Source organism: Sphingobacterium micropteri (assembly GCF_014692515.1).
In the GTDB taxonomy this organism is placed as follows: Bacteria; Bacteroidota; Bacteroidia; order Sphingobacteriales; family Sphingobacteriaceae; genus Sphingobacterium; species Sphingobacterium micropteri.
The window spans coordinates 72,127-95,338 of the sequence record NZ_JACOIK010000004.1 but is presented as its reverse complement, the minus strand read 5'-3'; the positions used below and the strand labels follow the sequence as shown (position 1 = coordinate 95,338).

The following is a 23,212-nucleotide window of genomic DNA, read 5'->3' as shown; positions in this document are numbered from 1 at the left end:
CGCACTTCTCCCGCATCGAGAATAGTTTATATGTGGCAATAAGGGGTTAAGGATGGGATAATTGCATGAATCCTCCCTTAACATTAAAATGCTGCATCCGAATGTTTTACAACTGTACAGAACTCATTCTTAGTACTATCCCAAATGTAAAACATTCGAAGCAGCGAGGTTTTTGGTTCTTTTTTACGGAAAAAAAGAACTTTTAACTATCATTGCATTATGATTTCATTTGCTAACGCTAAAATCAATATCGGACTAAATATTGTCGGTAAGCGTGCCGATGGCTATCATCTATTGGAGTCTGTATTTTATCCTTTTCCGTTATACGATATTATAGAAATCATATCGACGGAATCTGCTACAAAAGCAACATTGGAAATTACAGGGCTACATTTGCCGGTAGAAGATAATAATCTGTGTTTAAAGGCTTACCACTTACTCGCAGAAAGATTTAGTTTACCTCCAGTACATATCCATTTGCATAAGCAGATTCCGTTTGGAGCAGGACTAGGAGGAGGTTCGTCAGATGGCGCATTTGTATTAAAAATGCTGAACGAGAAATTTAATATTGGACTTTCAGCTTTACAGTTGGAAGAGGAGGCTGCCAAATTGGGAGCGGATTGCCCCTTTTTTATGCAAAACAAACCCCTTTATGCAGAAGGAATCGGAACAGATTTTTCTCCTATTTCAATAGACCTGTCAGATAAATTTTTAGTACTCGTTAAGCCCGAAATAAGTATAGCTACGGCAGAGGCCTATCAACATGTCAAGCCTAATTCCTCCAACGATGACTTGAGAGAAGTGTTGCAGCTTCCCGTACAAGACTGGAAATTTTATGTTAAAAATGATTTTGAAGAGGGTATCTTTGAGATATATCCAATCATCAGGAAGATTAAATTAGCGTTGTATGCCGCAGGAGCCTTATATGCTTCGATGTCGGGTTCTGGATCGGCCGTATATGGGATATTTCCGAAGCCTGTCGATTTAACCACCTTAAAAGGTTTAGGCGAGGTTTATTATCCGAAAGAGATTTAAATTATATCCCGAAATATTCCCGAATACTTTTTTCATCCGCTTTAATCTGATTGCGCATGGCTTCCAGCGAATCAAACCATTGATCATGACGGATGAATTTAAGAAACTTCACCCGTAGGGTGGTAGAATAAATATCATCCTTAAAATCCAATAAATTAATCTCAATTTTTCGGTTCATGCCATCCACTGTCGGACGTGTACCAATATATGCCATTCCTTTCGCTATACGGTCGGGCTGTGGCGTGACATACTCACCGGTATGGACCGTGGACATATTGGCGTATATTTCGACTTCTACTGCATAAATGCCATAGGCGGGGATAAGTTTGTGTGGTTCATGTACGTTGAGGTTTGCGGTTGGGAAACCGATTTCCCTACCGATTTGATCGCCACGGACGACCGTACCTGTCAACTCGAATGAATAACCCAAGTATTTATTAGCCGTTTCGATGTCTCCTTTTATTAAGGACTCTCGAATTTTGGTCGATGACACGGCAACATCCTCGATATCCTGTTCAGGGATCTGCTCGACCGTGTAATCGTATATTTCTGCCAACTCTTTCAGGTCTTTGATAGATCCCTGTCGATCTTTGCCAAAATGATGGTCGTATCCAATCACAATTTGTTTGGTGCCTAGCCGCCCCACCAAGACGTTACTGATATATTCTTCTGGTGTTTGATTGGAAAAATCACGTGTAAAAGGGGTAATGATTAAGTGGTCGATCCCCGAAAGAGCTAACCGGTGGGTCTTTTCCTCTATATCGTTAATGAGACGCAAATTGTCATCATCCGGATTAATGATTAGACGGGGATGCGGAAAAAAAGTAAGCAAGATCGTTTCACCATTTCTTTCTGCAGCACATTCTCTTAATTTGGATAAAATTTTTTGATGGCCAATATGTACACCATCAAATGTACCGATAGTTACGATAGCATTGGAGAGTGGTTCAAACTCATCTAAACTTTTATATATTTTCACTATAATTAGTTGTTTGTCTGTTGTTGTTGAATCGTTGTTTTGTGTAATTTAATTTTTTCAATTAAATCCTGCAAATTCCAGGCATCATCTACGTGAAAATCACCGCTTTTTGTGCGCCTAAGCTTACTTAGATGGGCACCTATTCCCAATGCCTTCCCAAAATCATGTGCTATAGAGCGGATATAGGTGCCTTTAGAACAACTGATTCGGAAATATAGGTTGGGCATTTCAATTTTCTCTATATCGAAACTCGTAATGGTGATACGCCGTGCTTTCAACTCAACATCTTCTCCGCGCCGTGCTTTTTCGTATACACGCTCGCCTTTTATTTTAATAGCGGAATGGGCAGGTGGATACTGTTCAAGTTCACCCGCAAATTGTAGTGCTGTTTCGTAAATATCGGCTTCGGTGATATGGGTGTAATCAAATGTTTGATTAACGGCTGTTTCCAAATCGTAGGAGGGAGTAGTTGTACCTAGCGTAATGACACCGGTATATTCTTTGTCTTCCGCTTGGAAGGAGTCAATTCTTTTTGTGAATTTACCGGTACAAATAATCAATAACCCCGTTGCTAAGGGGTCAAGAGTTCCGGCATGACCTACTTTGATTTTCTGGGGTTTCATACTATTGCGGAGTTTACCTACCACATCAAAACTTGTCCATTCTAAAGGTTTATCAACCAATAGAACCTCACCTCCTGCAAAATCGAATGGAGAAGATAGGGTTTCTTCTACGTTTGTCATTTATATAATTTCCAAACTATGACCACTCAATAATAATCCAATAATCACGAGTCCTACGATAATACGGTACCATCCGAATGCTTTAAAACCATACTTTGTTAATACGCTGATAAAGCTTTTAATAGCGATAATGGCAACAATAAAACCGACCACGTTACCCACAATGAGGAGGTTTATTTCCTCACCGGTTAAAACATGCCCTTCCTTCATGAATTTATACAATTTGACAACCGAGGCACCCAACATCATCGGAATCGCCAAGAAAAAAGAGAACTCGGCGGCAGCTTTACGTGTGAGGCTTTGAGTCATACCACCAACAATGGTGCTTGCTGAACGTGATGTTCCCGGAATCAGTGCCAAACATTGATACCAACCGATGATGAAGGCTTGTTTGTAAGAGATATCGTCCGAATTATCGACTTGAGGTCTGTTAAACCATTTGTCCACAAATAATAAGATAATACCGCCGATGACCAGCATTACTGCTACCATCAATGGACTTTCTAAAAGGGAGTCGATGAAATCATTGAGTACTAACCCGAGTATAGAAGCGGGAATAGCGGCTACCACCAACTTATAATAAAAGTCTAGCGATTTAAAAAATCTTCGATAGTATAAAACTAACACGGAAAGGATGGTGCCGAGTTGTATAACGATGGTAAACAGTTTAACGAAAGGAGAGGGCTCCATGCCCATTAATGCTGTTCCGATAATCATGTGACCTGTCGAAGAAACAGGTAAAAATTCTGTTAATCCTTCAATGATTGCCAAGACAATCGCCTGAAAATAGGTCATTTTTAATTATTTTTTTTGTTTTTGGGTTTGTATAAAATGGCAACGAAGCCTAATGCGAATCCGAGAACAACTACGAAAGGTGCTAGCGTTATTTTTGTGAAACTGTAAATATCTTCCGTGCCTGTCATGAGGATGAACCCTAGAACAACCACAAGTACACTAGCAATAAACAGTTGATAGTTTATTTTTTCAAAAACAAAGCCGAATTTTGGCGGTGGGGTATGATGTTGTTTTTTTTCTGACATATTTCGTTGTTCGTAATTTAATTGGACCAATACGATTGCCCTTTATATTTCACCTTTTTATACATTTATGGTTTAACTTTTTAACTCTCTAACCCTTAATTCTTTAACTTTACTATCTATACAAACTATGTGATTTAGCTCTTAGATATTTTGTTACCGCGAAATAAGTGCTGAAACCGGAAATAACAATCCCTAGCGCAACTACTATAAGGAAAATCGCACCAAATTCATACCAGTTACGTAAAAATACCAGATCGGGAATTTGCTTTTGGGCAAATTGCAGGGTAAATATCAATAACAAAATAGCAATTAAGGCACCTAATAAACCGTGGAATATACCATATAGGAGATAAGGTTTACGAATAAAGTTCTTCGTTGCGCCGATAAGCTGCATACTCTTGATAAGAAACCGTTGTGAATAAATTGCTAAGCGGATCGTATTATTAATCAGTGCTACGGCAATGATTAATAGCACAATGGTGAAGCCTAACACCACAATACCAATAATACGGATATTCTTGTTAACCATATCAATAAGTGATTCTTGGTAAACCACCTCTTTTACGCGGCTGTTTTTAGCTGATTTCTGAATAAAAGTCTGTATGCTGTCTGTATTGGCATATTGTTCTTTTAAGTAGACGTCTATAGAAGGCAACAGCGGATTATGTCCCAGATATTCCACGAAATCCTCTCCGAGGTCTTCTTTAAGGTTTTTTGCCGCCAGTTCCTTACTGATATATTCCGTACGTAATACATAAGGATCTTTTTCAAGGTCCTTTTGCATCGCCAATACATCTCCCTCATTCACATTGTCGTTGACAATGATATTGAGAACGATATTCTCTTTGACGTATTTTGATAGATTTTTTGCGTGCACCAGAATCAAGCCTAATAAACCTGTCATCAACAGTACCAAAGCGATACTAATGACCGTTGATACATAAACAGATTTGGTTTTCTTTCTCGGTGAACCTTCTTCGTGAGTAGACATACGCTCTTTTTAATCTAATATTATGATGCGAAAGTAAATAATAATGTGCATTTAAGAAACAATTCGTCCGAATAATTTGCTTAAGCACCTAGACATTTAACATTCAATATATACATTTTATTGCCTATTCTGAAACTTTTATGCCTAAATTGATGTAAAATAGCTATTTTCGCATCTCTTTCAGATTAGCAGCATCATTATTATGGAATACAATCATCAATCGTTAGAAAAGAAGTGGCAACAATTTTGGGCGGAGAACGGTACATTTAAACCTTCGGAGACAACGGACAAACCCAAATATTATGTGTTAGACATGTTTCCTTATCCGTCTGGTGCCGGATTGCATGTAGGGCATCCGCTTGGCTATATTGCGTCGGATATTTTTTCTAGATATAAAAGATTAAAAGGTTTTAATGTATTGCATCCCATGGGATATGACTCATTTGGGCTACCTGCTGAACAATATGCTATTCAAACGGGACAACATCCGTCCGTTACGACGGAAACAAATATCAAGCGCTATAGAGAGCAACTGGATAATATCGGCTTTTCCTACGATTGGTCGAGGGAAGTGCGTACATCGGAACCCGATTATTATAAATGGACACAGTGGATTTTCATGCAGTTGTTTAATGCTTGGTATAATAAAGAAACGGATAAGGCTGAGTCAATTGATAGTTTAATAGCACGGTTTAAAGACTCAGGCTCTGAGGATATTGAAGCAGTTTGTGACGATGATATATTAACGTTTACAGCTACGGAATGGAATGGCTTTTCGGAAGAAGAGCAGCAACGAGAGTTGTTAAAATATAGGCTGGCTTATTTGCGGGAAAGTACGGTGAACTGGTGTGCTGCTTTGGGAACCGTATTGGCAAATGATGAGGTTATTAATGGTGTATCTGAACGGGGAGGATATCCTGTCGAGCAGAAAAAAATGATGCAATGGTCAATGCGTATTACAGCATATGCTGACCGTTTGCTCCGCGGATTGGATACGGTGGATTGGCCGGAACCTTTAGTAGAAATGCAACGTAACTGGATAGGGAAATCGGTGGGCGCGTCGGTAAAATTTCTGCTACCCCAGTTGCATACAGATATCGAAGTATTTACGACTCGAGTGGATACCATCTTCGGTGTCTCTTTTATCGTTTTAGCTCCGGAACATGAATTAGTTGACACTTTAACTACAGATAATCAACGAGCTGAAATTGAATCTTATAAAGAGAAAACTGCGAAGAAATCTGAACTAGATCGTATGGCGGATACCAAAACGGTATCGGGTGCTTTTACAGGTTCATACGCGAAGCACCCATTGACTGGAGAGGACGTGCCGATTTGGATTGCAGACTATGTTTTGGCGGGATATGGAACGGGAGCTGTGATGGCTGTACCATCTGGTGACCAACGGGATTATGTTTTTGCAAAACATTTTAATTTGCCGATCATTCCGATTTCCGATGCACAAAATATCGAAGAAGAAGCTGATCCTACTAAAGATGGTCGCTATATCAACGCTGATTTTATCAATGGTATGACGTACAGTGAAGCTTTACCCGCATTGATCGGACGTTTGGAAGAGCTCCGTTTAGGTAGGGCTAAAATAAACTATCGGATGCGCGATGCTATTTTTGGTCGTCAGCGTTATTGGGGAGAACCCGTACCCGTATACTTTAAAGATGGATTGCCTTATTTGATAAAAGAGGAGGAGTTACCTTTGTTGCTGCCGGAGGTAGACAAGTATTTGCCAACAGAAACAGGTGAACCTCCATTGGGTAGGGCTGAAGGATGGAAGTATAATGGGAAATATGATTACGAGTTGAGTACGATGCCTGGCTGGGCTGGTTCTTCCTGGTATTGGTTCCGCTATATGGATCCCAAAAATGACCAGACCTTTGCATCGAAAGAAGCCGTAGATTACTGGAAATCTGTAGATTTATATATCGGTGGTTCAGAGCATGCTACGGGTCATTTGCTCTACTCTAGGTTCTGGAACAAAGTGCTGAAAGATCTTGGATATCACAACGAAGAAGAACCTTTTAAAAAGTTGATCAACCAAGGGATGATTCAAGGGCGTTCTAACTTCGTGTATCGTGTGCTTGACGAAGAGGGTAAGGGAACAAATGTTTTTGTGTCATATGGTCTAAAAGATAAATACAACACTATTCCATTGCATGTTGATGTAAACATCGTTTATAATGATATACTCGATACAGAAAGATTTAAAGCCTTTCGTTCAGACTTTGCGGACGCGGAATTTGTCTTGGAGAATGGCAAATATATTTGTGGTACGGAAGTGGAGAAGATGTCAAAGTCTAAATTCAACGTGGTTAATCCGGACGACATTATAGAAACCTATGGCGCCGATACGCTCCGCCTCTACGAGATGTTCCTAGGTCCATTGGAGCAATCAAAGCCTTGGAATACAAATGGTATTGAGGGTGTATATAAATTTTTACGTAAGGTATGGCGTTTATTCCATGATGCCCAGGGAAATCTTGTTATATCGGACGAAGAGCCTAGCAAAGCAGAATACAAGGCACTGCATAAAATCATCAAAAAGGTAGAAGAGGACATAGAGCGTTTCTCGTTCAATACTTCTGTATCGGCGTTTATGATCTGTGTGAATGAGCTGACTGATTTGAAATGTAATAAACGAAAAATATTACAGGATCTCATTATTGTTCTTCAACCTTATGCGCCTCATATTACAGAAGAATTGTGGGGATTACTGGGAAATGAGGCAGGGACAATCTCCTATGCGCCATATCCTGTGTTTAATCCTAGTTACTTGGTTGAGTCAGAATTTGCTTACCCGGTCTCTGTTAATGGAAAAATGAAGATGAATCTATCGTTGGCTTTAGATTTGGATGCAAAGGCAGTAGAGGGAATTGTATTAGCAAATGTAGACGTACAGCGTTATCTGGATGGAAAGACCGTAAAAAAAGTCATTTTTGTGAAAGGTAAGATTATCAATATTGTAGTATAATATTATCACTGTTTTTAGTGGTATTTTGATTTATCATCGTTTTTAGTGATAATTTTAATTATCACTAATTTTGCTGATATGCTGTTGTATACTTATCTTTACGTAAAAGTCGTTATATGATAGCTGTAATATCAGGTGATATAATCAAATCGCGCTCTGTAGATCCGAAAGTATGGATGCCGGCATTGGAGGAAGCCATAGGACTATATTCGGATAAATTTGATATTTTTCGAGGAGATAGTTTCCAAGCGGAGCTCACACGCCAAAATGTATTAACAGCTACCGTCTATATTAAAGCTGCTATGCTGGCGTATAATTTAGATGTACGTATTGGTATTGGTATCGGAACCAAGGAATACGATGCCCCGCATATTAAAAACTCCTTTGGTTCCGCACTTACTTATTCTGGAGAAGCTTTTGAAGAACTAAAAAAGGAAACAATATTTTTTAAATCGGCTTATCCCAAGCTTGATGCCGTATGTAATGTGATATTACCTTTAGTCGCAGAATTGACTACCCGATGGACACCTAATATAGCCGAAACGGTGAAAGCGGCATTCCAGAATGAGGGAGCTAACCAAGCTGAATTGGCTAAAATATTAGACAAGAAATATCAAAGTCAAGTGAGCACCGAATTGCAAAAAGCGAGCTATGCTAAAATACAACGCGCATTGGACTATTGTACAAAAGAAATGTTAGCGTTATGAGTATTTTATTTTTAAAACTGTTGCTGGCTCATTTTATAGGTGATTTCGTCTTACAACCCAAAAGCTGGGTGCAGAAACGCAAAGATCACATCCTTTATTTGCTGATACATATTGCGATGCATACCATGCTGCTGGTCCTGTTTTTCATCCCGGAACTATCCGACCAATGGCAAATAATATTATTTATAAGCTGTGTGCATCTGTTGATCGATAGTGCTAAGATTTATTTTGAGAAAAAATTTCCACGACGTACGTTTTTGTTATTCATAGCAGATCAAACGTTACATATCCTGTCATTGGTTGCCGTTGTATGGTATACATATGGCTTACCTGTCAATTGGGAAACGTTATTTTCCGCAAAAAGCCTATTATATGTTTTAGCTTTTGTGTTAACGGTGTTTGTTAGTCCGATTATGTTAAGGGTTTTCTTCAGCAAATGGACGTCCGAAGCGGATGTTGTGAACAAGCCGAAAAATTCTCTTGTCGACGCCGGGATGCTGATTGGTATTATGGAACGGTTGCTGATCGTCCTTTTTATACAGGTAGGATTCCTGTCGGGTATAGGATTTCTTTTGGGCGCAAAATCTATTTTCCGTTTTGGTGACTTAACTAATGCTAAGGACACGAAGTTTACGGAATACATCCTCGTAGGTACCTTAGCTAGTTTTGTTATTGGGATAGCAATCGGTTATGGTTTACGTCTAGGCTTGAAGTATCTCGTATAGTTTCCACAAAGGGTAATAACTATCTTCCATAGGCCTAAATAAAAAAGCAGTTATAATTTAACTGCTTTCACCAATGCCGCTACTTCTTCAGCGACCGCTGTTTCTGTCCCATCCGTGATGGCCGACGAATGAAAATATTCGGTACCTGTTTCCTGCCAAATATGCCCAATATTGGTGGAGCGTAAACCTCCGCCAGGCATAATAAGAATACGGCTACGAGCTTGCTGTACCAAACGTTTCAATTCCTCCTTTCCTAAATCTACATTGGGCGCACAGCCAGAAGTGAGGACTGTCGAAAAACCACAATCGATAATATCTTCTAATGCTTCTATGCTGTCCGTGACCTCATCAAACGCCCTATGAAAAGTGCAAGGTTTTCCACCCGCCAATCTAACTAATGCCCCGTTTCGTCGTCTATCAATATTCCCTGCCGAATCCAGGACACCAAATACAAAACCATCCACGCCTAATGCATCATATAGGGCTATGTCTTTTTGCATTTGCGTAAACTCGTGATCCGAATACACAAAATTACCACCTCGGGGTCTTACCATAACGTTGAGTGTAATTTTTAATTCGCGGCGTACGATTTCTGTCTCCTGCAAATCGGGGCTTGTCCCACCGACTTGCATATTGGTACAAAACTCTACACGGTCAGCGCCGTACTGTTGTGCTATCCGTGCTGCTTGTGTATTAAAACAGGCAATTTCTATTTTGGGCATCTTTATTTGAGATAATGTGGAGAAAATATAAGTTCATTTCCGACATAGTCATACTTCGCATAATTAAAGCCGCCATGTATACAATATGCACCATATTCTCCTTGTTTACTAAGGGCAATAAATCCAACCTGTATGTTATCTAATGTTTTCTTCCGGTTTTTGGTGAAATTAATAATTCGATTTACCGCCTCTTCACAAGCTTTTTGAGGCGTGTGACCTTGGCGCATTAATTCCACCACCAGATGTGAACCTACTGTGCGGACAACTTCTTCGCCGTGTCCAGTGGCTGTAGCTGCCCCCACTTCGTTGTCGACATATAGTCCCGCGCCAATAATAGGGGAATCGCCAACCCGTCCATGCATCTTAAAAGCCATGCCGCTGGTTGTACAGGCTCCCGAAAGATTGCCGTCTGCGTCTAATGCAATCATGCCTATGGTATCATGGTTTTCAATATTGACAACAGGTTCGTACTTTGCTGTTTTGAGCCATTCCCGCCATTCTTTTTCCGAAACTTCCGTTAATAGGTTTTCTAATGGAAATCCTTGTTCTTGTGCAAACTGTTGTGCGCCGTCGCCAACGAGCATCACATGTGGTGTTTTTTCCATTACTGCCCGGGCTACTGATATAGCATGTTTTACCCCTTCTAGCGCAGCTACAGATCCAATATTTGCATTTTCATCCATAATACAAGCGTCCAACGTCACTTTACCGTCTCTATCCGGACGCCCTCCGTAACCTACGCTGCGCTCGGTAGCGTCAGCTTCGGTATAACGTACTCCCTGTTCGACAGCATCTAATGCACGTCCTCCTGTAGAAAGAATTTTCCACGCTTCTATATTCGCTTTCAACCCAAAATCCCAAGTGGAAAGAACGATAGGTTTGTTTATCGGGCTCTGTAGCGGTTTTAGCTGTTGGGCATAACTGGGATGTAATCCAAGCAGGAGCGAACCAACGCCCATATTTTTTAAAAATTTTCTCCGCGAATCCATATGAACAAATCTAGAAAAACCTAACGAAATCCCTATAAAAAATGAATTACTCATAAAAAAATAGCCTAGGCATTGGTGAATACAAAGCATTTTATTTAGGTTTGTAACATCATGAGTACGACATCATATTTATCAGATAGGATTAATAATTTATCCGAATCAGCGACCTTAAAAATGACAAAATTAGGGCGCGAATTAGCCTCTAAAGGTATTAACGTTATTAGTTTGAGTGTAGGAGAGCCAGACTTTAATACACCCGATAACGTGAAGGATGCAGCAAAAAAAGCGCTAGACGAAAACTATACACGTTATTCTCCGGTACCGGGTTATCCAGAACTCCGCCAAGCCATTGTGAACAAATTGAAAAATGAAAACGGGTTGGATTATGAGCCTTCGCAGATTGTGGTTTCTACGGGTGCGAAACAATCACTTTCTAACGTTATCTTGACATTGATCAATCCCGGTGATGAGGTTATTATCCCTACACCATACTGGGTCTCTTATTCAGAGATGGTCGTTTTGGCAGAAGGAAAATCCGTATTTATCGATACGGATATTGATTCGGATTTCAAGATCACTGCTGCGCAATTGGAAGCAGCTATTACGCCGAAAACAAAATTGTTTATGTTCTCTTCACCTTGTAATCCAACAGGTTCGGTTTATAGCAAGGAAGAATTAGCAGCATTAGCTAAGGTTTTCGAGAAATATCCCCATATTTTCATCTTGTCTGACGAAATTTATGAACATATTAATTTTATCGACAAACATGAATCTATCGCCCAATTCGAATCTATCCGTGATCGCGTTATCATTGTAAATGGTTTTTCCAAGGCTTTTGCGATGACAGGTTGGCGTTTAGGGTATATAGCTGCCAATAAGGAAATTGCTGCCGCGAACGATAAATTACAGGGACAAACGACTTCTGGGACTTGTTCCATTGCACAACGAGCAGGTATTATTGCTTATAATGATGGGTTGGAAAGCGTAAATGAAATGAAAGAAGCATTTTTACGCAGACGCCAACTGGTATATGATTTATTGAATGATATTCCGGGAGTGAAAACAAATCTCCCAGAAGGAGCATTTTATTTCTTCCCCGAAATCAGTTCGTTTTTTGGAAAAAAAGATGCACAAGGCAATGTAATTAAAGATTCCTCAGATCTTGCGCTATATCTGCTCAATGAAGGACATGTCGCAACGGTTGGAGGTGATTCTTTTGGAAATAACAACTACATCCGTCTTTCGTATGCTGCTTCAGATGAAAACTTGAAGGAGGCTCTTCGGCGGATAAAAGAGGCGTTAGGAAGGTTGTCTTCTTAGCATTTTTTGTCTACGAATATGTTAAATATTAGTAGAGACGCAACATGTTGCGTCTCTACTTCATATAGATCTGTATGAAACTGAAATTCGATGGCTTTATTCTGGCTCTATTTTGTTTCATTGTTTTAGCTTATTACTTTCCGCAGCTATATCTGTGGCAGGGCGGACAGATAATCGGATGGACAACAAGCATCGGTGTATCCCTGATCTTCTTTTTCTACGGACTTAAATTAAGTTTCCAACAATTGAAAGTAGGACTACGCAATTGGAAACTTCACCTACTGGTACAAGGTGCAACCTTTGTCCTATTTCCGCTGCTCTTACTACCATTTTATCCATTTGTCCAAAACGAATTACAGTACGATTTTTGGCTCTCTTTTTTCTTTTTGGCAGCATTGCCATCCACAGTGTCTTCTTCTGTGGTGATGGTTTCCATTGCCCGAGGGAATATTTCGGCCGCGATTTTCAATGCTAGTATATCGGGATTGATAGGTGTGATTATTACGCCATTATGGATGCAGTTTTTTCTTGATTTTGGTGAGATTGATGTTTTTGGTGATGTGTATTGGGGTTTGATAAAGGAAATTATTATCCCGGTTATTGCAGGGCTACTATTGCAGCCGTATTTGGGTAAATGGGCTTTAAGATATAATCGACAATTAACGTTGTTCGACAAATCCGTTATTTTACTCATTGTCTATTGTAGTTTCGCTGAATCATTTGTAAGTGGCGTGTTTGAAAGCATGGGGAAGTTATATTTGCTATGGACTTTTGTAGGTGTAGTGCTATTGTTTATACTTGTCTACGGATTGATTTATGTGTTCGCTAAATTTGTCCTCAACTTCAATAGGGAAGATTGTATAACGGCCTTGTTCTGTGGTTCAAAAAAATCATTGACTCACGGGTCGGTATTTGGAAAATTTCTGTTTGCCCACTCCATTAGCGCAGGTCTATATTTTTTGCCGCTAATGATTTTCCATGCTTTTCAGATATTGGTCGTTACGGTGATAGCACAACGATATCATCGTGAAGATACTATTTAAATAGTTCAAACCCATATTTTGCGTTACTCCAAAATTGGTCTAAAGCGATAATACGTGGTTTGAAGAAATTGATCAAGGTAGGCCAATCCTCTGCTTTAAAAACGGAAACGTTTTTGTCGAGTTCTATTCCGATACGAGTGGTGTTTTTGCCGTATTCATCATAGTGGTTTTCACTCCATATCCACTCTTCTCCAAGTTCGGCATGCAATACATTTTTGTATTCTTTAAATTGCGTAAACATCAATTCCCGTATACCTTCATCTGGATGGCTGATTGCTACATAAATTTTTGCAGTTTTATGGTCTGCTTCCATACGGAAGTAAAGATGTTTGATGCCTGTCTTATAATTAACCCAATTGATTTTTAACCCGTCTTCATTTGGAACCAAGGACATAAACCGACCAAAACTTGTCCAAAACTGCTCTTTTAATTTTTTTGCTTCCTCTTTTGAATACAATATCTTTTGCTGAAAATGTTACTGCCAGTGATTACTAAAAACTTCATAGATGTCTCATGAAAGTTTTCCAAAACTATCAATTAATAGCCAAACTTTTATAACACTTTTTGGTTTAGTCTGTATGGATAGAAAAAAATCATTATTGTTGTTGGCAGCAGTAGCGGCAGGTACAACTTTATATAATTTGCTGAAGCCCGTTAAATCGAATGTAGCGGTGGTACAAGGTTTCCAGAAGGAAAAATATCTAGGAGAGTGGTATGAGATTGCCCGTATGGATTTTTATTGGGAAAAAAATCTTAAAAATGTACTGGCTACCTATGCTTTGAATGACGATAGCAGTATCCAGGTCAATAATCAGGGATATGATATGGCAAAAGAAAAATATAAGCAAAGCATTGGCAGAGCAAAGTTCGTTAGAACAGAAGAGGAGGGGGCTTTGAAGGTTTCTTTTTTCGGTCCGTTTTATTCCGGATATAACGTTGTGATGATTGATGATGATTATCGTTATGCTTTGGTGTTCGGCGAAAATCTTGATTATATGTGGATACTATCACGGGATAAAACAATACCGGATGATGTTAAGCAGAAGTATCTCGCTTATGCTAGACGTTCAGGATATGCGATTGATAAATTGGTGTGGACGTTACAGGAATAATAAGAAATAGGCAAGGGTTAAATAATAATCCTTGCCTATTTTCGATGGTGGAGAATATCGGAGTCGAACCGATGACCTTTTGGCTGCCAGCCAAACGCTCTAGCCAGCTGAGCTAATCCCCCTTTTTTTAAAATCATTCAAACTTAGATAAAATGCTTTGCATTCACAAACTGAATGTTAAATAAGTTCATGCAGCATACCGTTAAAAATAAAAAAGTGTATCATACCTAATAGAAAAAATCATCATGAGGATTTATTACCTTAAAATCTTTTCCATCTTTCTGCCTTTCGCCAGTTCGTCCACCAACTTGTCTAAATAGCGGACTTGTCTTGTTAAGGGGTTTTCAATTTCTTCTATCCGATAGCCACAAATTACACCGGTTATGAGCGATGCGTTAGGGTTAAGATTAGCTCTCTCAAACAATATTTCAAAGGTTATGTTTTCATCAATAAGTTCTTGTAGTTTTTTGTTATCAAATCCCGTTAGCCACTCGATGACTTGATGTAACTCTTCTATTGTTCTACCTTTGTTTTTCACTTTGATCACGTAATGGGGATAAACGGAAGCAAATGTCATTTTTGCTATTCGTTCATTATGTTCAGAAGTTGTTTTCATTTCAGATTTTTTTGTGTTTCAGTCGCCTCTGATAAACTTAAATGCTTAAATATACGAAATGTAGGTCTAAGGAGTAGGGCATAGTTGATTTTATTGTTAGTCTCATCAAGTCAAAAAAAGACGATTGTAAAATAAATTCAGACGAACATTTTTCATATAAAAGATGTTCTTATATAGAAGACTAACGATACGTTAAAGAAAAAAGATATACATTATGAGCATAGTTATAAAAATAGATATGTTGAAAAAAAATTGCCTAGCAAGCATAATACTGATGAGTATACTATTCAGCGCTTGTAACGGAGGATCAAGACCATCATCTGCGGATAGGACCGATTCTCTTTCGCAACCCATCGAAGATAATGGTGTCCCGTTGAATAATCTAGAACGAAATCGAGATACGGATACTGTCGATCAGCAACTAGAAAATAATTCCGGCGTTCCATTAGATAATTTGAACCGCGACAACAGTAAGGATACGATTAACCGCCCGGGTTTAAATTGAGCATCTTTCGCAAAAAATAAAGCCCGACCTATTATAGGGGTCGGGCTTTATTTTTTGCAGAGAGAGCGGGATTCGAACCCGCGATACGGTCATCCCGTATACAGACTTTCCAGGTCTGCTCTTTCAACCACTCAGACATCTCTCTTTTCGGTGTGCAAATATACAATATTTATATTTTAAACCTAATTTTAAATCTTTTTTAATAAATTGAAAAGATGAAAGGACTGTTGACATACCGTTGTCATTCCATGCCATAATTTTGTTATGGTAATAAGATTTATAAAAGACTATTTATTGATTTTTAATTATTTAACGGTATGGGAACCACAGCAATTTTAACAAAGGAAGAGTTTTTGAAACATTGGTTAGGACATCGCGATCTGACTCGTCGAACACTGGAAAAATTTCCAGAAAAAGAGCTTTTTGATTTTTCAATAGGGGGTATGCGATCTTTTTCGGAATTGATCATGGAATTATTGTCCATCGCCGAACCCGGACTGCGAGGAATCGTAGAAAGAGATGATCAACCTTATAATCACAAATTAGCTTTGAACACAAAAGAAGATCTTTTAGCAAAATGGGATGCAGATACGCCGAAAATCATTGAGCTGTTCAATCAGATTCCGGAAGAAGACTTTCATTTGGTGCATAATTTATTCGGCGAATATAAATTTCCTATATACAGTAACCTGTTATATTTTATTGACAACGAAATTCACCACCGGGCACAAGGGTTTGTGTATCTACGGGCGCTGGGTATTGAGCCTCCTTTTTTCTGGGACAGACCATAACGCAATTGTCGAGAGTTGTAATTTGATAAAGTGCCCTATGTGATTTTAGTAACGTGGGGCATTTTTTATGAAGTAAATTTAACCTGAATATTGGCCAGTAATGCTTTGACATGTTCTTTGAGTTTCTCCGGCTCTAAAATACGTGCTTGATCCGCAAACATGAGATACCAGCGGGCAAACTCCTGTTCCATGTTTCTACAGGCGAAGGTCATCATAACCTCCGTGTCAATTATCTCTTCCGATACAAACCCATAATAGGAGCGTTCCCATTCCATATAGCGCGCGTATGCCAAAGGTACAGCTATTCGTATGGTTATGGTTGGCGCAGGTTCTTCTTTTTCTAGATAATGTGATAATGACTTATGCGTTCTGGTAAAAGGAGTAGATGCTAGTTGGATTCGTTGGATTCGATCGATGCGAAATTGCCGATAATCTTTTCGCAGGTGACAGTAAGCGATAAAATACCAATAGTTTCCCTGGTGAAATACACCTACGGGTTCGATTTCCCGATGTACGGCGGTACTGTACGTACCGCTCTGATAATCCATATTAACCATTTTATGTTGAGCGATACTTTCAAATAATATGGATAGTGCAGAAGGTACGTTTTCGTTAAATCGATGTGTTAGCGAGCCCATTAACATATTTTCTTCCAGTAACGTTACATTTAGCTTCTCGTTGTAGCGAAGGTAGGCTTTGATTTTATTGAGTGCAGAACTAAAATGCCGGAACAGATCAGGGTCTACAAATTTCTGCATCAACTTTTCTGCTGCGGCAAGAGTTAATATTTCTTCCTTAGAAAATTTAGTGGGAGGCAACCGGTATCCCTCCACGAGTCCGTAGCCTGTGCCTGCTTCGCCGTAAATGGGAATACCCGCTTGTTCCAGTGCTTTTATATCACGATAAATTGTTCGTTGGCTAACTTCAAATTGTTCGGCAAGATCCTGTGCCTTCACAATAGGTTTTGCCTGCAGTTGAAAGTAAATAGCAACAATTCTATTAAACCGCTTTGTAACGTCCATGCTGTAAAAATAAACATTTTGAAACGAAAGAAAGCCAATCTTAGATTGGCTTTCTTTCGTTTGATGTCTCTTTTTTAGCGAGAACAATCGGCCGTCCATGTGCGACCGTTTCTTATATAAGCAATGTTCAAACTAGAAGCAGTAATTCGGATGGTTCCAAGTTCCCCGTCGCTAAAGACGAGCGTATTATTGTCTCCTTTTTCCATGGTAATGTCACCTAAAGTTGGAATACCGTCCGAAAAATTGAAGGTATAATTATTGCCGACTTTTGTAACGGTGACCGAGCCGTTTGTCTCGGATACATCTTCTTCATCAGAACTATTAAAAGAAACTGATCCTTCATACTTTCCCAAAAACAAATCATTGTCCGCGGGATCATCGTCTTTACTACAAGAGCTAAACGCGATAAATGTAATAAATAATAAACTCAAAATTTTAATACTCGTTTTCATATAATCTAATTTAGTAAATCTTAAAACTGTTACAGATATATTACAATCGAAATGCCAGTTAGCATTTTGTTAACAAAAATTAACGTTCTTGATCTGTTGCTTTTGTTGCACCTTTTATTTGTTCGACGATTTCTTGTTGAAGCGTTGCTTGGCTTTTAAGCATGGCGGTCGTGCTTTCCGTAAAGCTTCCTGTATTAGAAAGAATCTCCTGAAAAATACGAAGCAATGTATTTTCCGTTTTTTCGCAGACTTCGATGACCTGGTCGCGTCCGATTGCCTCTACCGAAGGTTTTTCTTCTTGCCAGCGCGTATATAGATTGCTGGCCACCCATTCCCGTTCAGAAAATGGACTATCCTCTTTGGCTAGCACACCATTGAGCTCCGATTTGAATTGCTGTGTTAGTTGCATACATTTTTCCAAAAACGCTATCAAGTCTATATCCTTGTTGGCATCAACAGAAGAAATAATTGCGCGGTAAGTTTCAACACGCTCTGTAAGGATCTGAATAAGATCGTGCAGCTGTGTGGCATGTGTATTTGTGTTGTTTTCCATAAACAAATAAGATATTGTCTATTCTATGAACAATTTCATCGGGATTCAGTTTCTAATAAGAGAAGTATTAACGCTTAAGTTTTATAATTATATAAATTCAATATGGAAACCAGTCTAATTACCAAGGAGCAACTTGACAAGATTGTAGAGCGAGTAGAAGGAGAATTTCGGGCATATTTCACATCGGAGGAATCAAAAGTAAATTCGTTACGCGATTGTTTTTTTAAGCCGGAGATATATGCGAAAGAGAAGTTATTAAGCCTAGATCAGGAGATATTTCAGTTGCTTCCGAAAGAGATTCAAGAAAAAACACACGAGTTGATTGCCGAGTTGACGAAAGTAGATTGATATGTAACAAACATAAATGTTATTTTTTCTTCCACTGTAGGATACACGATATCGCATAATGATCGGAGAGCGGTATATCATTTCCATCGGTAAAATATTGCTTTTCCACTTTATATCTTTGAGGACAAAATTCAATAAACGTGCTATTACGAAAAAAGATTTTATCGATACTTTCACAACTATCCGTTAGCGTTAGTTTCTCACTTGGAACAAAAGTGGGATAGGGCAGTGGACATTTTCCATTTTTCATTAGCATGACCCATACATCTTGCACGCCCGTCTGTTTGGTAAACCATGATAAGTTATCCCAGGCAGCTGCAAAATGTGCGTTAAAATCGCCCATCACGATAATAGCATTGCTGGCAGAATGCGTGTTGATATAGTCTACTAACTGTTCGATATTTTTTTGTCGGGCGGTAGCTGCATATTTGTCATCCCGAGCCGTAGCATGGATGTTGTAAACATCGACATTGACTGATTTTGCGATGGTGATACGGGAAAAAGAAAATCCCTTCGCTGCTAAGCAATCTGAGCCATTACAATGCTGCCAAGGAATACGACGTGTTTCTTGGATTGGGTATTTGGACAAGGTATTGAGTCCATCGCCGTAAGGCACTGCCATTTTATGTTCAGTGCGATAACGATGCCTATTATCCTCTCCATAAAGTTCGTGATGATAATGGAAATCTTCCTGCACATTGACAATATCAAAACGATTGATTTTTTTAGAAATTTCTTTCATACTGCTTGCTCGTGAATTTACGGCGGCAGAAAGGAAATCAGGCAGACCTGCTACATTATAGGTCAATAAGGATAGCTCACCTTCACTGCGCTCTTCCAATGCAATTGTGTGCTCCTCGATATAAGATATAGAATTTGTGTTGGAGTGTGTGGTTTTGGTGAAATAAAGACCACAAACAATGGGGAGGAATGAAACAGACAAAACTTTTCGCCAGTATTTCTTTCTATGCGATATCATATTGAATGCATGGTTTTATTTTTATACATCAAAGCTAGTGCATGAGTGTTAGATATTTGTAAACCATCTATTATGCTTCCGTATGGAAATGATGTATTAAAGGTAAATAAGTATATGAAATTTCATAAATCATTAATATTCAGTTTCTATTAAGAAAATATGTCATGTTTATTTTCGTAAAAACAAACATCTAAGTATATGATAAGAATCGCTTTTTTTGCGGAGATCTTGTTTGAAGAATATGATGGTGCTGCCCGTACCATGTTTCAAATCATCAATCGAATCGATATAGAACGTTTTTCTTTCTTTTTTATTTATGGAAAAGGACCGGAAGAGATAGAAGGACATGCCTCGATTCGTATACCCACGCTCAATACAGGTTTAAATGCAGACTACAGTATTAGTCTGCCGGCGTTGGTAAAGGGGCAGATTAAGCAACAATTGGATGCGTTCCAGCCGGATGTTATCCATATTGCTACCCCTTCTTTATTGGGTTTTTTTGCTTTACGTTATGCGCGATCACGAAATATTCCGGTTATCAGTCTTTATCACACCAATTTTCTTTCTTATATACCCTATTATTTTCGGAAGGTTCCTACGCTTATTAAACCTGTGCAACGCTGGATGACGTCTGCTACTCGACGATTTTATAACAACTGTGACGTGGTCTATGTACCGTCCTGTGCTATGCAAAAACAGCTGGAGGATCTAGGTGTAGAAAGAGATAAAATGATCTTATGGCAACGTGGCATTGATTTAAAGCTTTTCAATCCGGAAAAAAGAGATAGGGCTTATGTGCGCGATATTACGGGAAACGACAATCCCAATATATTGTTTGCCAGTAGGTTGGTGTGGGAAAAAAATATACAAACTTTGATCGAAATTTATAAACGGCTTCAGAGATCGCATTTGCCCCATAATTTTATTGTGGCGGGTGATGGAGCTGCAGGGGAGGAGATGAAACGGCAAATGCCAGAAGCTATTTTTTTGGGGACATTATCCCACAGCGATCTTGCGAAACTGTATGCTTCATCGGATATTTTTGTTTTTCCGTCGATCTCGGAAACCTACGGAAATGTGGTTGTAGAAGCAATGGCTTCTGGCCTTCCCTGTGTTATCGCTGATGGCGGAGGAAGTGCAGATTTGGTACGACACGGACAAACTGGCTATAAATGTCTGCCTAGGTCTGCAGAGGATTTTCTTATTTATATCAGGATGTTGCTCGCAGATCCGACGTTACATAAATTTATCAGTGACACCGGAATCGCTTACACGGAAAAATTAGACTGGAAAAACCTGGTAGATCGCTATTTTGACGAAGTGACGCGATTAGGATTGCAATCCAACAAAAATATTGTCTGGGCAGCTTGCTAATGTACAAGAAAAGCCTTAAAATTTTAATATTTGCCTGTATCGTTGTTCCCATAGCAATATTTATTGTTCAGGTGGATTTCGCGATCGTTTTGGCTGAGCTTCGGAAAATTGGATCGGGTTTTTTTGTCATTCTATTGATCACTCTTATAGCGTATATGCTCGGTACAATAGGTTGGTGGATTTGTTTAGGATCAGAACGTACCCGCATTTCTTTAGGGCAGCTTTTTGGAATTAGGCAAATTGGCGAAACGGTAGGGCTTTATAACCCGTCGAGCGTCGTCGGAGGGGATATGCTCAAGAACGAACTATTGAAATCCTACTCCATTTCAAACAGCAATGCATCAACATCTGTTGTCGTGTCACGTGTTACCGCCATATTATCACAACTGCTGCTTTTCATCTTATCTCTTTGTTGGTTAGTGGTTATCATGGATAATTCACGACAAGCGTTTTGGCTATATGGTTTATGCATACTGATTGCATTATTACTTTCATTAAAAATATTGTTTTTCTATCTGCTACATCAAAAGCGGAGTACAGTTGAGACGCAAGAGGTAGGCTCTTTTAATTTATGGCAACGCCTCTGTAAGGTTATTCGTAGTTTAGCCGTGCAAACACGATATTTTTTTCAGCATCACACAAAGCTCTTTTGGTGGTCTTACTTTTTCTTTTTTTTACATTGGTTGATAGGAGGCCTGGAATTTTATTTTATCCTTCGTTTTCTGAACTACGATGTACCGTTAATGCATAGCGTATGGATGGATATGGGCGTCATGATCTTTAAAAGCGTCGGTGCATTTATACCAGGGCAGTTAGGGATAGAGGAATTAGGTAATAAGATACTGTTGGCGAGTATAAGTATTCAGGGGGCTACCGTATGGATAACTGTATCGATATTGCGCCGTGCTCGTCAAATATGTTGGATATTAGTGGGGGTAATCTGTTATGTTTTTGTCCGCAAAACCGATACGCTTAGCATTTTCAAACATGGAAATACTGTTCGTTAGTCACAAGTATCCACCTGCTACTGGAGGGATGGAAAAGCAAAGTTATGAGCTGATTGAAGGCATGCATGCACACGCCATTGTACGAAAAATTGTTTATACAGGGGAAGAAAGCTACTTTCAGTTTTTTCGCAAATTAAATGGACGTATCCTATCGATGATACATCGATACCCTAAGATCGGTATAATACATTTTAATGATGGGTTGATAGCGGCTGTTGGCCTCTGGCATGTAGGCTATACGCATCTGCGTAGGGTCGTTACGCTCCACGGGTTAGATGTCGTCTTTCCACTTAAGGTCTATCAACGTTTCATTTTACCGCGATTTAATCGATACGATCATATCGTCGCAGTCAGTCACGCAACGGCTACCGCGGCTATCAGACGCGGGATAGACAAAAAGAAGGTTTCGGTTATCGCAAATGGTATTGATCATCAGTTGGAACCGAAAAATAATATCGAGGATTGGGAACAGTTTCGGCACAAATATCATTTGCCGGCTCATCGTAAAATTTTAGTAACATTAGGTAGGCCTGTTAAGCGAAAGGGTTTTTCGTGGTTTATTCGTGAGGTACTTCCGTTGCTTCCGGAAGAATATCATTTAGTCATGGCTGGTCCATTGTCTAAAGAGCCATCAAAAGTAGACAAACTGTTGGCGGGTTTACCGGAGAGGTGTCGCACCCTATATATGCTTTTTATGGGCTATCCTTCAGACCAAGCAGCGCTATGTACTTTATTAAACGATCCTGCATATGACAAAAAGATCACGCATCTAGGCAAATTACCGTTGGAAGAGGTAGAAATTCTGTTGAGTCATGCCGAGGCATTCTTAATGCCTAATATTAAAGTCGAAGGCGATATGGAGGGGTTTGGTCTGGTATGTCTGGAAGCAAGTGCCTGTGGGGCATTGGTGCTGGCGTCAGCACTGGATGGAATTACAGATGCTATACAACACCAAAAAAATGGCATACAGGTGGAACCGGAGAATGCAGAGGCTTGGTCGCAAGCAATCCAACACCGGTGGGATACGGAAGGGCAGCAGCGGTATGCTTTTCGTAAGTACACATTAAATCATTTCGGTTGGGACAAAATGGTAAATGATTATGCCGTATTATTTAAGAGGTTGTGTCAACATAAAAAAAGAGGCTAAAAGCCTCTTTTATTTTTTATCGTATC

Annotated in this window: 26 protein-coding genes and 2 tRNA genes; 13 read left to right on the top strand and 15 right to left on the bottom strand. The window is 39.3% G+C overall.

The genetic code is table 11. The annotated features are described in order from the left end of the window. Positions 1-219: 219 nt before the first annotated feature. The gene (gene ispE / locus H8B06_RS06405) at positions 220-1,035 is read left to right on the top strand and encodes a 4-(cytidine 5'-diphospho)-2-C-methyl-D-erythritol kinase (protein ID WP_190993469.1); all 816 of its coding nucleotides are present in this window, start codon (positions 220-222) and stop codon (positions 1,033-1,035) included. Between the two features lies 1 nt (position 1,036). Here ispE and H8B06_RS06400 read toward each other — a convergent pair whose 3' ends face one another. From H8B06_RS06400 to H8B06_RS06380, 5 genes are all read right to left on the bottom strand, one after another. Further along, a complete protein-coding gene (locus H8B06_RS06400; RefSeq protein ID WP_190993468.1) occupies positions 1,037-2,014 on the bottom strand; it encodes a bifunctional riboflavin kinase/FAD synthetase in 978 nt (325 codons plus the stop codon). Positions 2,015-2,019: 5 nt separating this feature from the next. Then, positions 2,020-2,757, bottom strand: coding sequence for a tRNA pseudouridine(55) synthase TruB (gene truB / locus H8B06_RS06395; RefSeq protein WP_190993467.1), 738 nt, complete (start codon positions 2,755-2,757; stop codon positions 2,020-2,022). Continuing rightward, the gene (locus H8B06_RS06390) at positions 2,758-3,552 is read right to left on the bottom strand and encodes an undecaprenyl-diphosphate phosphatase (RefSeq protein WP_190993466.1); all 795 of its coding nucleotides are present in this window, start codon (positions 3,550-3,552) and stop codon (positions 2,758-2,760) included. Positions 3,553-3,554: 2 nt separating this feature from the next. Beyond that, positions 3,555-3,797: a DUF3098 domain-containing protein gene (locus tag H8B06_RS06385; protein ID WP_190993465.1), complete on the bottom strand. Its 243-nt coding sequence runs from the start codon at positions 3,795-3,797 to the stop codon at positions 3,555-3,557. 112 nt (positions 3,798-3,909) lie between these two features. Continuing rightward, positions 3,910-4,788 carry a cell division protein FtsX gene (locus H8B06_RS06380; protein ID WP_130140025.1) on the bottom strand — a complete coding sequence of 293 codons (879 nt, stop codon included), beginning with the start codon at positions 4,786-4,788 and terminating at the stop codon, positions 3,910-3,912. A gap of 202 nt (positions 4,789-4,990) precedes the next feature. Between H8B06_RS06380 and leuS the strand changes: the two genes are divergently transcribed. From leuS to H8B06_RS06365, 3 genes are all read left to right on the top strand, one after another. Continuing rightward, positions 4,991-7,774 carry a leucine--tRNA ligase gene (gene leuS / locus H8B06_RS06375; RefSeq protein ID WP_190993464.1) on the top strand — a complete coding sequence of 928 codons (2,784 nt, stop codon included), beginning with the start codon at positions 4,991-4,993 and terminating at the stop codon, positions 7,772-7,774. Positions 7,775-7,890: 116 nt separating this feature from the next. Next, positions 7,891-8,481: a hypothetical protein gene (locus H8B06_RS06370; protein WP_190993463.1), complete on the top strand. Its 591-nt coding sequence runs from the start codon at positions 7,891-7,893 to the stop codon at positions 8,479-8,481. Further along, positions 8,478-9,206, top strand: coding sequence for a DUF3307 domain-containing protein (locus H8B06_RS06365; RefSeq protein ID WP_190993462.1), 729 nt, complete (start codon positions 8,478-8,480; stop codon positions 9,204-9,206). Before H8B06_RS06370 ends, H8B06_RS06365 begins: the two co-directional genes overlap by 4 nt. Positions 9,207-9,256: 50 nt before the next feature. On the opposite strand, the gene H8B06_RS06360 is transcribed toward H8B06_RS06365, so the two are convergent. Next, a complete protein-coding gene (locus H8B06_RS06360) occupies positions 9,257-9,928 on the bottom strand; it encodes a copper homeostasis protein CutC (RefSeq protein WP_190993461.1) in 672 nt (223 codons plus the stop codon). A 2-nt stretch (positions 9,929-9,930) separates the two neighbouring features. Further along, positions 9,931-10,887 carry a N(4)-(beta-N-acetylglucosaminyl)-L-asparaginase gene (locus H8B06_RS06355; RefSeq protein WP_317125932.1) on the bottom strand — a complete coding sequence of 319 codons (957 nt, stop codon included), beginning with the start codon at positions 10,885-10,887 and terminating at the stop codon, positions 9,931-9,933. 141 nt (positions 10,888-11,028) lie between these two features. Here H8B06_RS06355 and H8B06_RS06350 point away from each other — a divergent pair, with 141 nt between their 5' ends. Together H8B06_RS06350 and H8B06_RS06345 are read left to right on the top strand one after the other, a co-directional pair. Next, entirely contained in the window at positions 11,029-12,237 is a 1,209-nt protein-coding gene (locus tag H8B06_RS06350) for a pyridoxal phosphate-dependent aminotransferase (RefSeq protein ID WP_223857509.1), read from the top strand. Between the two features lie 74 nt (positions 12,238-12,311). Then, positions 12,312-13,280: a bile acid:sodium symporter family protein gene (locus H8B06_RS06345; protein WP_190993460.1), complete on the top strand. Its 969-nt coding sequence runs from the start codon at positions 12,312-12,314 to the stop codon at positions 13,278-13,280. On the opposite strand, the gene H8B06_RS06340 is transcribed toward H8B06_RS06345, so the two are convergent. Next, positions 13,273-13,737, bottom strand: a complete 465-nt coding sequence (locus H8B06_RS06340) for a DUF4268 domain-containing protein (RefSeq protein ID WP_130140031.1) — start codon at positions 13,735-13,737, stop codon at positions 13,273-13,275. The genes H8B06_RS06345 and H8B06_RS06340 overlap by 8 nt on opposite strands. Before the next feature lie 121 nt (positions 13,738-13,858). Here H8B06_RS06340 and H8B06_RS06335 point away from each other — a divergent pair, with 121 nt between their 5' ends. Further along, positions 13,859-14,392, top strand: coding sequence for a lipocalin family protein (locus tag H8B06_RS06335; protein ID WP_190993459.1), 534 nt, complete (start codon positions 13,859-13,861; stop codon positions 14,390-14,392). Between the two features lie 45 nt (positions 14,393-14,437). Here the strand turns inward: H8B06_RS06335 and H8B06_RS06330 are convergent. Then, positions 14,438-14,514, bottom strand: a tRNA-Ala gene (locus tag H8B06_RS06330). Positions 14,515-14,648: 134 nt separating this feature from the next. Continuing rightward, entirely contained in the window at positions 14,649-15,008 is a 360-nt protein-coding gene (locus H8B06_RS06325; protein ID WP_130140033.1) for a DUF2200 domain-containing protein, read from the bottom strand. A gap of 274 nt (positions 15,009-15,282) precedes the next feature. Here H8B06_RS06325 and H8B06_RS06320 point away from each other — a divergent pair, with 274 nt between their 5' ends. After that, positions 15,283-15,513 (top strand): hypothetical protein, encoded by a 231-nt coding sequence (locus H8B06_RS06320; RefSeq protein WP_130140034.1) that lies wholly within the window; start codon positions 15,283-15,285, stop codon positions 15,511-15,513. A 57-nt stretch (positions 15,514-15,570) separates the two neighbouring features. On the opposite strand, the gene H8B06_RS06315 is transcribed toward H8B06_RS06320, so the two are convergent. After that, a tRNA-Ser gene (locus tag H8B06_RS06315) sits at positions 15,571-15,658 on the bottom strand. 172 nt (positions 15,659-15,830) lie between these two features. On the opposite strand from H8B06_RS06315, the gene H8B06_RS06310 reads away from it, so the two are divergent. Continuing rightward, positions 15,831-16,304, top strand: coding sequence for a DinB family protein (locus tag H8B06_RS06310; protein ID WP_190993458.1), 474 nt, complete (start codon positions 15,831-15,833; stop codon positions 16,302-16,304). Positions 16,305-16,369: 65 nt separating this feature from the next. On the opposite strand, the gene H8B06_RS06305 is transcribed toward H8B06_RS06310, so the two are convergent. From H8B06_RS06305 to H8B06_RS06295, 3 genes are all read right to left on the bottom strand, one after another. Further along, complete coding sequence (locus tag H8B06_RS06305; protein WP_190993457.1) at positions 16,370-17,326, bottom strand: helix-turn-helix transcriptional regulator; 957 nt, start codon at positions 17,324-17,326, stop codon at positions 16,370-16,372. 74 nt (positions 17,327-17,400) lie between these two features. Next, positions 17,401-17,778: a hypothetical protein gene (locus H8B06_RS06300; RefSeq protein ID WP_190993456.1), complete on the bottom strand. Its 378-nt coding sequence runs from the start codon at positions 17,776-17,778 to the stop codon at positions 17,401-17,403. A 79-nt stretch (positions 17,779-17,857) separates the two neighbouring features. Further along, entirely contained in the window at positions 17,858-18,331 is a 474-nt protein-coding gene (locus tag H8B06_RS06295; protein WP_190993455.1) for a hypothetical protein, read from the bottom strand. 102 nt (positions 18,332-18,433) lie between these two features. Between H8B06_RS06295 and H8B06_RS06290 the strand changes: the two genes are divergently transcribed. Next, positions 18,434-18,679 (top strand): hypothetical protein, encoded by a 246-nt coding sequence (locus H8B06_RS06290; protein ID WP_190993454.1) that lies wholly within the window; start codon positions 18,434-18,436, stop codon positions 18,677-18,679. 19 nt (positions 18,680-18,698) lie between these two features. Here H8B06_RS06290 and H8B06_RS06285 read toward each other — a convergent pair whose 3' ends face one another. Then, positions 18,699-19,658, bottom strand: coding sequence for an endonuclease/exonuclease/phosphatase family protein (locus H8B06_RS06285; RefSeq protein ID WP_190993453.1), 960 nt, complete (start codon positions 19,656-19,658; stop codon positions 18,699-18,701). A gap of 198 nt (positions 19,659-19,856) precedes the next feature. On the opposite strand from H8B06_RS06285, the gene H8B06_RS06280 reads away from it, so the two are divergent. From H8B06_RS06280 to H8B06_RS06270, 3 genes are read left to right on the top strand one after another with little or no spacing between them, the layout of a single operon-like run. Beyond that, complete coding sequence (locus tag H8B06_RS06280) at positions 19,857-21,032, top strand: glycosyltransferase family 4 protein (RefSeq protein ID WP_190993452.1); 1,176 nt, start codon at positions 19,857-19,859, stop codon at positions 21,030-21,032. Next, entirely contained in the window at positions 21,032-22,039 is a 1,008-nt protein-coding gene (locus H8B06_RS06275; RefSeq protein ID WP_190993451.1) for a lysylphosphatidylglycerol synthase transmembrane domain-containing protein, read from the top strand. The genes H8B06_RS06280 and H8B06_RS06275 overlap by 1 nt, the downstream gene beginning before the upstream one ends. After that, positions 22,020-23,186 (top strand): glycosyltransferase family 4 protein, encoded by a 1,167-nt coding sequence (locus H8B06_RS06270; protein WP_190993450.1) that lies wholly within the window; start codon positions 22,020-22,022, stop codon positions 23,184-23,186. The genes H8B06_RS06275 and H8B06_RS06270 overlap by 20 nt, the downstream gene beginning before the upstream one ends. Positions 23,187-23,212 lie beyond the last annotated feature (26 nt).